The following is a 12,548-nucleotide window of genomic DNA, read 5'->3' on the forward strand; positions in this document are numbered from 1 at the left end:
GCTTTGAGATTAACCTTTAGTATGATCACTAATGCCACTTAGAACTAAACCGCTCCGCGGTAATGGTGCCCTTGGCAAGCACCGCATATTCCTATAACACATTCACTTTTTCCTACACTAAGTTTTGAGGCATGTCGCCTCATCTTAGATTGGAGAATACCCTATGAACATCAGCCCATACTTCTCAGCACAACTACGCAAACGGTTTAACGAAGACATGACGATGCGTAAACTCGCCACTAAAACACAAATAGCGTATATCCGTGGTGTTAATAAACTCTGTGACTATTTACAGCGCTCACCGAGAACAACCACCCAAGAAGAGTTACGTGAGTTTCAACTTTTTATGGTCAATCACGGTGTCTCAGGACTTACCGTCAATGCCACGCTCACCGCAGTAAAGTTCTTCTTCCAGATAACCCTAGATAAACCTGAGGTGGTTGCACGGGTTTGTCCTGTGACAGTTGCACGTAAGCTGCCGGTGGTATTGAGTTTAGAAGAAGCTAAACGCTTTATGTCATCTACAACACATCCTAAATTCAAAGCGGCATTAGCTGTCGCCTATGGCTCAGGGCTTCGCGTTAGCGAAGTTGTCTCATTAAAGGTTAGCGATATCGATAGTGAACGCATGACTCTGCGTGTTGAACAAGGCAAAGGCAGTCGTGACCGATACGCGATGTTTATCACCCGTACTGCTTGAGCATCTGAGAGATTGGTGGCGCTTTGCCAATCAACAAGGGCAAATGTTTGTGGGCGGTTGGTTATTTCCAGGATTGAACCCTATCGATCATATGACCTCGCGTCACCTGAGTCGAGTATGTAAGCAAACCGCTAATGCCGCTGATATTGACAAGAATGTATCGATGCACACGTTACGTCACAGCTTTGCCACACATCTACTCGAAGCTAAAGTCGATATTCGACTTATTCAAGTCTTGCTTGGTCATGCTCAGCTTAATACCACTGCGCGTTATACACAGGTGGCAACAGATTTACTCAAAGAAGTGATTAGTCCATTAGATGCCACCACACCTAAAAAAAGAAGGGAAAGGGCGTGAAGTGAGCTACTTATGCCTCGCCCAACACTGGAAGTGGCTGATGTCTTTCACGCACACGGTCAACATTGGCGTGAGTCACATGCAGGTCATGTCAGTTTAGCGCAACTTAAAGTGATGTCGGGTATTGAGCATTGTCGTAGTGAAGTGCTTGGTGGTCATGTTTTACATTGTCCAGCGTGTGAGCATACTCAAATTGCTTATAACTCGTGTCGCAATCGACATTGCCCGAAGTGCCAAGCCAGCGCAGCGAAACGCTGGTTAGCCGCACGACAAACTGAATTACTACCTGTCGATTACTATCATGTTGTCTTCACCTTGACACAACCTATCAGTGAGTTGGCTTATTACAACAAGTCAGTGATGTATGGTTTGTTACTTAAAGCCGCAGCAAAAACGCTGTTAATGATTGGCGCAGATACCAAGCACTTAGGTACGCGTTTAGGCGTGACGTTTGTCTTGCATACGTGGGGTAGCGCCATGACACATCATCCCCATGTGCATGGCATTGTACCCGGTGGTGGATTATCACTTGATGGTGAAAAATGGGTGTCGTGTAAAGCGGGATTCTTCTTACCTGTACGTGTGTTATCACGTTTATTTAGACGGTTATACCCTGAGGGATTACATGAAGCGTATGAGCAGAATAAATTACTGTTCTTTGGTGATTGTTTACCTATTAAGGAGGAAATACCCTTTTTAGCGTGGCTCAATAATCAACGTAAAGTTGAATGGGTGGTTTATGCTAAGCGACCCTTTGCAGGGCCACAAGCGGTATTGGCTTATCTATCCCGATATACCCATCGAGTTGCGATTGCGAATTCTCGATTGGTTGCGATGGATAAGGAAACTGTGAGTTTCAAGTGGAAGAATTATCGCGTAAAGGAACAAAATAGGCAGCGCACCATGACGCTGACACACGATGAGTTTATCCGGCATTTTTTACTGCATGTCTTACCGAGTGGCTTTCACCGTATTCGTCATTATGGCTTAACTGCGAATACAGGTCGTAAGAAGAACTTGGATAAAGCACGGCAATTATTGAACGTTAAAGTACCGACAGTGACATTAGATAAAACGTTATCTGGTGAATCGTGTGAGCCAACACCGACTTTTGTTTGTCCGTGTTGTGGTGCTGCCATGATTGTGACAGACGTATTGCTTCATTTATATTTACCGCGAGCACCGCCTTTATTACTGAATTAATGATGACAGATAGGCAAAGGTTAAATTATCGGCAATGGTTGATAAGGGCTAGTTTTGTTCAGTTTGCTCAAACTCGTTAAATATAGGCTAAAATAAAGGAGTATGAGAGGGAAATATCACAGTGAAAAGTACATTAACGCAACGTAAATTAGTACTAAGAAATAACCTTAGCCACCAAGACCAAAAGACAAACAAGCAATCCCCATAGCACCGAGTTCGATTCCCGCGGTTTCCTCATTGTGAGCCTTTTAGACATCAGCCGTCAGATGATGGGCTGCTGATAGGTTTTGTGTACTGGCTGATATCTAAAAACCTTAACTTAGTTGTCTTTATTTTCTAGCGACTTGTGAAGTTTTTTGTGATTTTCTCACGTTTTTGACGAAAAAAATTCATTTTATTTATCCCAATCCAGCTACAGCCGAGAAAACATTGAACGAGAATTATCTCTTTATTTTAAGAACCACTGATAGTGAAGAATAAAACAGATAAATGAAGTGCTTGAACAAATAATTTATTCATCTACCACAGAGGCAAACTCTGGAAGAATCATTAGCTTTACCTGTAAGCGAATATTAAACCCTCAGCCTAACAATAAAATACCGCAGTTCAAACTAACGGAACATAACGGAAAGTATTTTGAAATTGATTAATTATATTAATAAAGGACAAGTGTTATGAGTATATTTAATACTACAGTTATTTTTTGTACATGCAAAATTTTAAAGTATTTTGAATGTTATCTAAAGTGACAAATTTAGGGAAAGGGTCATAAGCAGAAAATCGTAAAAATATTGATTTTCAAAACTGTCACGAATTTGTCACATTCTTGTCACAGAAAAAAATAAGGTTAGTAAAAAAATATTTTTTTGATGTCAGAAAATTGTAGGAACTTATTTGAAATTGAAGGTGTTATTTAATAAGAAATCAGCTTAAAATTTGACCTTTACTTTTTAAGGGTAAAAATAAAATAAAAAATAACTTTGAAATTTGTAATTAAATCAATATGATGGTGGACGATACTGGGCTTGAACCAGTGACCCCCGCCTTGTAAGGGCGGTGCTCTCCCAACTGAGCTAATCGTCCATATTAGATATGAATCTAGGAATTACTTTGTATTGATATGATGGTGGACGATACTGGGCTTGAACCAGTGACCCCCGCCTTGTAAGGGCGGTGCTCTCCCAACTGAGCTAATCGTCCGTCTTATATCTAAATATATTCGTACGATAATATTCTAAAAATAGTGGTGGACGATACTGGGCTTGAACCAGTGACCCCCGCCTTGTAAGGGCGGTGCTCTCCCAACTGAGCTAATCGTCCGATATATTATCGTCAGAGATGTTATCTAATAATTACTTAAAAAGATAAGTGGTGGACGATACTGGGCTTGAACCAGTGACCCCCGCCTTGTAAGGGCGGTGCTCTCCCAACTGAGCTAATCGTCCATCTCTGTGGGGGCGTATTATAGGGAGAAGTTGAATACTGTCAATCAAATAAAGCAAATTTTCTTTAATTTTTTCATTAAAAGTGTTTGATTGATTTATTTTTCAGCAGCCTGATTGAAATATGTTAATAATTGTTCAAATATTATCTTATTTTAATCAGCTTCTTCATAGATGTTTGATTATATAATTTAAAGGAAGTGTTTTAGATAAAATTAAACAGATCGATTAGTGATTTATTGCACATATAAATATGAACGAAGAATATTTATAACGTCTGAACACTATTAAAATACCTGGTTAATTTAAATAAGCCATTAAGAGTAATAAACAAGATCGTTAAATAGCAATTAAGTCTTATCTATTTATCAAAATTATTAATTTATATTCTTTTTGCGGGTGTAATGCCTTGCTATGCCTGATAAAATGTCGGCAATTTTTAGACCTACTTTTTAACTAGAATTTTAATCATAAAGGCTAGTTAACCAATATCGTGAGACAAATATGACATTAACAACTCGCTTCGCTCCAAGTCCTACAGGTTATTTACATGTAGGTGGTGCAAGAACAGCTTTATATAGCTGGTTATACGCTCAAAAAAATGGCGGTGACTTTATCCTTCGTATCGAAGATACGGATATAGAACGTTCAACTCAAGAATCTGTTGACGCTATTATGGATGGTATGAACTGGTTAAACCTTGAGTGGACTCACGGTCCTTATTATCAAACTAAACGCTTTGATAGATACAAAGAGGTTATTGAAGAGTTATTAGCTTCAGGAAACGCTTACCGTTGTTATTCAACTGCTGAAGAAGTTGATGTAATGCGTGAAGAAGCGAAAGCTAAAGGCGAAATAGAAAAATACAATGGTTTATGGCGTGAACGTACAGATTACCCAGAAGATAAGCCTTTTGTTATTCGCTTTAAAAACCCAATTGGCGGTGATGTTGTTATTAAAGATATGGTTAAAGGCGATATTACTATTAGTAATGACCAGCTTGATGACTTAATTCTAGCGCGTTCTGATGGAACTCCAACGTATAACCTTACTGTTGTGGTTGATGATTGGGATATGAAAGTTACTCATGTTGTTCGTGGTGATGATCATGTAAGTAATACACCTAAGCAAATCAACATTCTTAAAGCTTTAGGTGCTACTTTACCTGAATATGCCCATATACCTATGATTTTAGGTGATGACGGCAAGCGTTTGTCTAAACGTCATGGTGCTGTAGGTGTTATGCAATATCGCGATGATGGTTATTTACCTGAAGCGTTATTAAACTACCTTGTACGTTTAGGTTGGTCGCATGGCGATAAAGAAATTTTCTCTCGTGAAGAGATGATTGAATTATTTGACTTAAAAGATTGTAACCGCGCTCCATCTGGATTTAACACAGATAAACTTATCTGGGTAAATCAACATTACATGAAAACAATGGATCCTGAATATGTTGCTTCTCATTTAGAGTGGCACATGAAAGAACAAGGGATCAACACTGAAAATGGTCCAGCATTGGCTGAAATTGTAAAAATTCAGGCAGACCGTGTTAAAACATTAAAAGAAATGGCGCAAATCAGCCGTTACTTCTACGAAGATTTTTCTGAGTTAGATGCGACATCTGTTAAAAAGCATTTACGCCCAGTAGTTAAAGAACCTCTTATTTTAGTTAAAGCTAAATTAGGCGCTTTAACTGAATGGACTCCTGAATTAATTCACGCAGCAATTAACGATACGGCAACTGAATTAGAAGTAGGTATGGGTAAAGTGGGTATGCCTTTACGTGTAGCAGCAACAGGTGGTGGTAATTCTCCTTCTTTAGATATTACTTTAGCTTTGCTTGATAAAGACAAAGTACTTTCACGTATCGACTTTGCACTACAAGTTGTAGAAGAAAGAATTGCGAATAGCGGAAGCTAATCTGAATACATTTGCTAGTGAACTGATGTTGATTTTTCTGTAAAAACAATCGACATAAGTAAAAGTAAAATCTTCAAAAGCTAACTGATTCAGTTAGCTTTTTTTATGCCTGTGTTTTTTTCGTATTATACATCGGACATAAAAAAAAACCGATTTCATAGATAAATATGAAATCGGTTTTATTAGTTATATTAAATATAACTGCTACTTACCTTGAGGAAGTAGCTAAACTCAGATGAAGTTCAAAGGTGTTTAGTTGGACTTACTTTATATAAGCTCTAGGCATTTCACTTTCAGCCATATAACGGTCACGTAATGCATCTTGTCGTGATTTAAGACTCGCTTCTTCACCTTCAATCCATAACCTTTCTACTTTTGTACTTATTTCAAAAGGATCTGCACTCCACATAACAATGTCAGCTTTTTTACCTACGGCTATTTTACCTGTATTAAGCTTAAATATATCAGCTAGGTTGGCTGTAATTGCTTCCAAAGCATCTTCAGGTGCTACACCATTAGCAACAGCACTACCTGCTAAATAACGAAGTTGATCAAGTTTGTGGGCATCATCAAGGTATAAACCCACTTTTAAACCTGCTTTAATCAATACCGTAGCAGTATCCAAAGACGAGTTCAGTGTATCGAAGCTTGTTGGTAAGTTACTGTATGTATTAATCAACACAGGAATATCAGCTTTTACTAATTCTTTTTGAATCAGTACAGCATCACTTGCGCCAACGATAACGACATCAAGATTGAAGCGTTGCTTGATATCAATTAATACAAGTAAATCTGTGGCTCTTTCTGCAAAGGCTACCAGAGTTTTTGTACCAGCAAGTAGCTCGTTAACAATGATTTCGTCACGCTTTAACTTGTCTTCTTTTTTATCTTTGGCCTTGTCTTCACTGTCAGAAGCGTTTGCTTTTTCAGCTGCGGCTTTTTTATCTGCTAGCTTTTCTTGAGCATCTTCCAGTGTATTGATTAAGGTTTGAATATGAGTTGCTCTAGAACCTTCATGGGTTGCGCCTAAGTCTATTACTACAGCTCTGTCACTAGCTAAAACACTATCAAAATCGCCTGATAAATTAACTGCGAAAGATTGGCCTCTAAACATACTTTCACCACCTAGAGGGCTTACAATATTAGAAGTTACTCCACCTTTTCTCGCGTACGGTAAAATAGTCGACTTAGGGTTAAAGGCTTTGCTGGTATCAAAAGTGATATCGGCTTTTTTCTCGCTGGCATCTCTTGTTCCTGATACAGCATTTACCTCAATTAAACCTAATGAGTTCATTACGCCAATTAAGCCAGGGGTAACATCTTTACCTTCAGCGTCAATCACGTTTCTTACATTATGTGATCTTGGGTTAATCGCTGTTATCACACCATCTTTTACTACTATAGTAGCATTGTTAAGAACGCCATCTTGCGTTGCAGTATGAACTTTTGCGTTTTTAATAACAAAGCTATCCGCGAACGTTACTGAAGAAGCCAAAGACATAGATAGCGTTAATGCACACAATGTAAATAACTTGGTTTTACTCGGTTTATTAGGGAAGTTCATATTATTTCTCCACCTTGTTTTTATTCGCATTTTCCAACAATGATGGTTGACCTAACATGAAGTCACTTTTTGCTTGGTATGCTTCATCAAAACGATCGTACACTTTACTGCCATCTAAAAATACTTGCTCAGCTTGAGCATAAACACTAAATGGGTTGCGATTCCAAAGAACAACGTCAGCACGTTTATCTTTTTCTAAGCTACCTGTTTTACTGTCAATCCCTAAAGATTTAGCTGCATTTAATGTGATCCAACGGATCGCATCTTTTTCTTCTAATTTAAAGCCATTGTCGTTAGCACGATACAATACTTTTGCCGCTTCTTGGTTTAAACGTTGAATAGTGGTGTCAGAGTCTGAATGAACAATTGCACATGAATTTTTTACGGCATCTACAATCGCAACATTTTCTTGAACCATATCGTAGGCTTCCATTTTGAAACCCCACCAATCTGGCCACATAGCCGCACAGTTACCATTTTCTGCAAGTAAATCAGCTATTTTATAACCTTCAATTGCGTGATGGAATGTACCTGCGTGATAATTAAATTCTTTACCTAAATCAATCATCATTGCCATTTCTTCAGCTTTATAACAGTGATTATGAATAAGGATTTCACCATCTAACACGCCTTTAAGCGTATCTAATTCAATATCTCTCTTAGGTGCTTCAGCATTATCGTCATCTTCAAAATCAGCTTCATACTTGTCCCAAGCTCTTTTGTATTCTGTCGCTTCAGCCCAAGCCATACGATAGCCTGCCATATTTCCCATACGCGTTGATGGTAAAACTTTTCTACTACCATAAACTCGTTTAGGGTTTTCACCACAAGCCATTTTTAAACCGTATGGAGCTTCAGGAAACTTCATGCCTTGCATAGTATGGCTAGGGATGTTTCTTAGTGTTACGCCACGTCCGCCAAATAAATTAGCTGAACCAGGTAATATTTGAAGTGTAGTAATACCACCGGCTCTTGCTGCTTGAAAACCAGGGTCTTGAGGCCAAACACTGTGTTCAGCCCATACTTCAGACGTGTTAGGTGAACTCATTTCATTTCCATCTGAATGCGACTCAACAGAAGGGCTTGGATAAACACCTAAATGTGAATGCACATCTATAATTCCTGGTGTTATCCATTTACCTTTAGCATCTATTTCAATGTCTGCATCTTCATTGATGTTTTTTCCCACTTCAATAATCTTGCCGTCAGCAATGAGTACGTCAGCGTCTTCAAGTTGCTCGCCATTACCAATAAGTACAGTAGCATTAGTAAATAAGATACTTTGTGAAGGAAGTGGTGAGTAAGTGCTTGGATATGGATTTTTGTTTATGGTGACTTTTCCATCTTCGTCTGAACCACAACCTACTAATGTTGAAATAGTGGCAGCTAATAATAATGGAGTGAATAATTTAGGTAAGCTTGTATGCATTGTTTTCCCTAATACCTATTAAAAAATAAATGGTTTAAAGTTTCAATAATTTGAAACTTTATGGGATAACAGTATATAAGTAAAAAAAAAGCGGCAAGTTTACAGTATAAATAAAGAGATAAAATAGTGTAAAGTTACCACTTTATCTCTTAGGTGTTGGTTTATTCATTAGAAGACGATTATAAATTAGACTTTGTTAAATATGTATTACCAAGCCGCTTTACGGTCACTTTTATATAAACGCCATACAAAACCTATTGAAGCACTGTAAGTAATGTCTTTTTCATAAAGTGGACTGTCTTCATTTGCAGAGCCTGAATGTATTTGAGCTCCAGCACCAACAAAGCCTCGAATATTATCAGTCATCGGAAATGATACGCTAAGTGCTAAACGAGTACCTAAATAGCCACCTTTAGCATCGTATGCCGATCTTGTATCGGTAACAAATGCATCCGCTACTTCATAAAAATAATCATGAAAGCGTTCAGATGCGAATATCATACCTATTGAAGTACTTAAAGCTGTGCCTTCAAATAAACGACCACGTTGTTGATAAGTAATTACTGGATTAAGGACATAACCACGATTGTCTATCGTTGAAAAGTCGGTAGAAAAAGCAGATCTTAGTTGTAATCTTGCATTCAAGCGCGCATTTCCACCATTTTTAAACTTATAATCTTTTAGTTTGTAAATAGCTTGCGGGCCAATCTCTAGTAAAAAGTCTAGCTCAGGCATACCTTCTCTAGCAGTGCCATTTTCGCTATCTGCAGCAAAAGCACCACCAAAAGACATACCTATTTCTAAATTGTTTTTATCTACAACTACCGCTCGCACACCGTTACCATCACCTACTCGAAACATATCGCCACGATAAACAACATAAGGAGCAGCCGCTACAATAGAGTTTCGTTGTGAAGATGCAGGGTAGTTAGCCACTTCAATAGCACCACCACCAACACCAAGCTCCCAAAGAGATAAAGCTTCATCAACACCTTCAAACCCCGTTAAAGTGCGTTCAACAGATACTTTTTTATTTTTATCTACATCTTGTGATTTTGTACTTGTCTGATTGTCTGCATAAACACTTGCTGAACAAACTAATAAAAAACCTATTAGGGTAGAACGATAACCTTGTAAATACATAAAAAAGCTCTTAAGTCGTTAGTTATTTAAAAATACAGTGTCATTATAATAGATTCTTTATGGTGTAATTTGCACTAAAGATCACAAATAAACTTGATTAAGTGTTTGATTAAAAAATATTGATTGAAATTTAAAGCCTGATTTTCATGTTTATAATGCACTTGTGACATTTTTCACGCGGTAAACATAAATACTTGTCATCACTTCTCAATATAAAGGTTATAATAAAGGAGTTATTTTTTATTATTTTTACCTTGGAGTTTCGTTTGCAGTTTAGTGATTTTGGATTAGATAGTGGTTTAATGTCGACAGTTGAACATTTAGGTTTTACTGCACCAACAGAAATACAGCAGCAAGCAATACCTGCTGCAATGAAAGGTCATGACTTAATTGCCTCATCTAAAACAGGTTCGGGTAAAACGTTAGCCTTTATTATTCCTGCAATGCAGCGTTTAAGTAGAAACCGTGCGTTGAGTAAGAGAGATCCTCGTGTTGTTATTTTAACGCCAACACGTGAGCTGGCAAAACAGGTGTTTAGTCAATTACGCATGTTTACATCGTCTTCTCAATTTAAAGCCGTATTGATTTTAGGTGGCGAAAACTTTAACGACCAAGTTAAAACCTTAGAAAAAGACCCTCATTTTATTGTAGCTACACCTGGTCGTTTAGCGGATCATTTAAAACAAGGTCACTTTTACCTAAACGGTTTAGAGTTACTTATTTTAGATGAAGCTGATCGCATGTTAGATCTAGGCTTTTCAAAAGAATTAACTTTAATTAACGACGCTGCAGATCACCGTAAACGTCAAACACTCATGTTCTCGGCAACCTTAGATCACGCACAAGTGAACGACTTTGCTTCAGCGTTATTGAAAAAACCAAAGCGTATAGCGATTAATGCAGGTCATACAGAACATGAAGACATAAGTAAGCGCTTCTATTTATGTGACAATCTAGATCATAAACAATCTTTGTTAGAACACTTTCTTAATAAAGAAAAAATTCAACAACTTATTATATTCACAGCCACAAGAAGTGATACTGAACGTTTATCTAAAGTGCTTAATGAGCAAGGTCATGACTCTATCGCATTAAGTGGCGAGTTAAACCAAGGTCAACGTAATCAAATCATGGATAAGTTCAGTAAAGGGCAACATAAAGTGTTGGTTACTACGGACTTAGCTTCACGTGGATTAGATTTAGTTAACGTGTCTCACGTAATAAATTTTGATATGCCAAAGCATACAGAAGAATTTGTACATCGTATTGGTCGTACAGGTCGAGCGGGCAGTACAGGTGATTCAATTTCGTTAGTTGGTCCTAAAGATTGGGTAAGCTTGAAAAACGTTGAAGGCTTTCTTCAACAAAAAGTAACTTTTGATTCAGTAGAAGGATTAAAAGGTAAATTTAAAGGTATAAAACCTAAAAAGCCAAAAGCTGTCGTTAAAGCTAAAACAGCAGATACAGCAAAAACAGCAACAAAAGCTAAACCTCGTAAAATGGTTAAAAAGCAATTTATTAGCCAAGAAGCAGGGCATACACCTATTATGCGTAAGAAAAGTGTTTTACAAGAAAGAGATGAAAACGAGCAAGATTAATTTTCATTATTAATCGCTTTAAACGTTTATTTTTAGCGCTGTAAGGTTTTAAACCTAAGCTTACAGCGCTAAATAAATCGTTAGTCTTACAAGGATGTTAGATATAACTACAGGCAGTTTTTTGTGTAAAGCCATTACTTTTAACCATCTCTGAAGTTCAATTCAATCACCCTCATTGGTTGTCTGGCAAATAATAAATGTCTTATTATAAAGCTGAAAAAAATGTACGAAGCTTCTGTAAAGTTTACAGCTCTAGCTTATTCTTCAATAATCTGCTCTAAGCTATAACTACTCTGACTATCACCTAATTTATCTTTCAAGTAGGGCATTATGGCTTCTAATTGTTGAGTAAGTTGCCAAGGTGGGTTTACAACAAAAAGCCCTGTACCTGTCATTCCGTATGCATCTGTATCTTTTTGCATGCAAAACTCTACTTGTAATGCGTTTTTCACATCGCTTGCTATAAATTGAACTCTCATTTTATCAATAAGCTCTCGTTTAACCACGGGGTACCACAAAATATAAGTACCCGTAGCAAACTTCTTGTAAGCACTAACAATTGTTTTAACAGCTTTGGTGTAATCTTCTTTTAACTCGTATGGCGGATCAATTAACACTACGCCACGTCTGCTTGGTGGTGGTAATAAAGATAAAATACCTTGGTAGCCGTCAGATTGCTTAACGTGAGATTTACTCCAACGTTCACAAAACTCTGTTAAGTGATTAATGTCGGTTGAATGAAGTTCAAATAAATGAGCGCTATCTTGTCTTCTTGAAAATTCTTTTGCTACGGCAGGAGAGCCAGGATAAAGCTCAAGCTTTTCAGCATTGTTAAAAGACTTAATAAGTGCGATATATTCTTCTAACGCTTCAGGAATCTCATCATTATTAATAAGCTTAGCAATACCTTGTTTATATTCACCTGTTTTTTGTGCGTACTCTTCTGTTAACTGATACATACCCGCACCTGAATGACTGTCGATATAGGTGTAACCTTTATCTTTTCTTGTCATATATTCAAGTACATTAGTTAAAACGGCATGTTTTAATACATCTGCAAAATTTCCTGCATGAAAGGCGTGTCGGTAACTTAACAAGGTGAAAACCTTCTTTATAGTGAGATAATTTTAAGGACGATATTATACTGAAAAAAAAAGTTTCTGAGTAAAATAAATTCTTACATATGTT

At 37.4% G+C, this 12,548-nt stretch carries 9 protein-coding genes and 4 tRNA genes; 5 read left to right on the plus strand and 8 right to left on the minus strand.

The window, feature by feature from the left end; translation table 11 throughout:
* Nucleotides 1-163: 163 nt before the first annotated feature.
* Genes ACPUVN_RS05240 through ACPUVN_RS05250 form a run of 3 tightly spaced genes read left to right on the plus strand, consistent with a single transcriptional unit; the run spans nucleotide 164 to nucleotide 2,261 of the window.
* The gene (locus ACPUVN_RS05240; protein ID WP_426357677.1) at nucleotides 164-700 is read left to right on the plus strand and encodes a tyrosine-type recombinase/integrase; all 537 of its coding nucleotides are present in this window, start codon (nucleotides 164-166) and stop codon (nucleotides 698-700) included.
* A complete protein-coding gene (locus tag ACPUVN_RS05245; RefSeq protein WP_426357676.1) occupies nucleotides 663-1,058 on the plus strand; it encodes a tyrosine-type recombinase/integrase in 396 nt (131 codons plus the stop codon). The genes ACPUVN_RS05240 and ACPUVN_RS05245 overlap by 38 nt, the downstream gene beginning before the upstream one ends.
* A gap of 12 nt (nucleotides 1,059-1,070) precedes the next feature.
* The gene (locus ACPUVN_RS05250) at nucleotides 1,071-2,261 is read left to right on the plus strand and encodes an IS91 family transposase (protein WP_426370120.1); all 1,191 of its coding nucleotides are present in this window, start codon (nucleotides 1,071-1,073) and stop codon (nucleotides 2,259-2,261) included.
* Between the two features lie 1,007 nt (nucleotides 2,262-3,268).
* Here the strand turns inward: ACPUVN_RS05250 and ACPUVN_RS05255 are convergent.
* From ACPUVN_RS05255 to ACPUVN_RS05270, 4 genes are all read right to left on the minus strand, one after another.
* Nucleotides 3,269-3,344 (minus strand) — tRNA-Val (locus ACPUVN_RS05255).
* A gap of 41 nt (nucleotides 3,345-3,385) precedes the next feature.
* Nucleotides 3,386-3,461 (minus strand) — tRNA-Val (locus ACPUVN_RS05260).
* Between the two features lie 44 nt (nucleotides 3,462-3,505).
* A tRNA-Val gene (locus tag ACPUVN_RS05265) sits at nucleotides 3,506-3,581 on the minus strand.
* Nucleotides 3,582-3,630: 49 nt separating this feature from the next.
* Nucleotides 3,631-3,706 (minus strand) — tRNA-Val (locus ACPUVN_RS05270).
* A gap of 501 nt (nucleotides 3,707-4,207) precedes the next feature.
* Between ACPUVN_RS05270 and gltX the strand changes: the two genes are divergently transcribed.
* Nucleotides 4,208-5,626: a glutamate--tRNA ligase gene (gltX, locus tag ACPUVN_RS05275; protein WP_426357675.1), complete on the plus strand. Its 1,419-nt coding sequence runs from the start codon at nucleotides 4,208-4,210 to the stop codon at nucleotides 5,624-5,626.
* Nucleotides 5,627-5,888: 262 nt separating this feature from the next.
* Here the strand turns inward: gltX and ACPUVN_RS05280 are convergent, their stop codons facing one another.
* The 3 genes from ACPUVN_RS05280 to ACPUVN_RS05290 form a co-directional block, all read right to left on the minus strand.
* Nucleotides 5,889-7,190 (minus strand): amidohydrolase family protein, encoded by a 1,302-nt coding sequence (locus tag ACPUVN_RS05280; RefSeq protein WP_426357674.1) that lies wholly within the window; start codon nucleotides 7,188-7,190, stop codon nucleotides 5,889-5,891.
* Between the two features lies 1 nt (nucleotide 7,191).
* Nucleotides 7,192-8,619 (minus strand): amidohydrolase, encoded by a 1,428-nt coding sequence (locus tag ACPUVN_RS05285; RefSeq protein WP_426357673.1) that lies wholly within the window; start codon nucleotides 8,617-8,619, stop codon nucleotides 7,192-7,194.
* Between the two features lie 207 nt (nucleotides 8,620-8,826).
* Entirely contained in the window at nucleotides 8,827-9,762 is a 936-nt protein-coding gene (locus ACPUVN_RS05290) for a MipA/OmpV family protein (RefSeq protein WP_426357672.1), read from the minus strand.
* A 266-nt stretch (nucleotides 9,763-10,028) separates the two neighbouring features.
* Here ACPUVN_RS05290 and ACPUVN_RS05295 point away from each other — a divergent pair, with 266 nt between their 5' ends.
* Nucleotides 10,029-11,360: a DEAD/DEAH box helicase gene (locus ACPUVN_RS05295; RefSeq protein WP_426357671.1), complete on the plus strand. Its 1,332-nt coding sequence runs from the start codon at nucleotides 10,029-10,031 to the stop codon at nucleotides 11,358-11,360.
* A gap of 257 nt (nucleotides 11,361-11,617) precedes the next feature.
* Here the strand turns inward: ACPUVN_RS05295 and ACPUVN_RS05300 are convergent, their stop codons facing one another.
* Nucleotides 11,618-12,457 carry a 23S rRNA (adenine(2030)-N(6))-methyltransferase RlmJ gene (locus ACPUVN_RS05300; RefSeq protein WP_426357670.1) on the minus strand — a complete coding sequence of 280 codons (840 nt, stop codon included), beginning with the start codon at nucleotides 12,455-12,457 and terminating at the stop codon, nucleotides 11,618-11,620.
* Between the last annotated feature and the right edge of the window lie 91 nt (nucleotides 12,458-12,548).

Origin of the sequence: Pseudocolwellia antarctica (assembly GCF_049933045.1) — a bacterium.
Taxonomy (GTDB): domain Bacteria; phylum Pseudomonadota; class Gammaproteobacteria; order Enterobacterales; family Alteromonadaceae; genus Pseudocolwellia.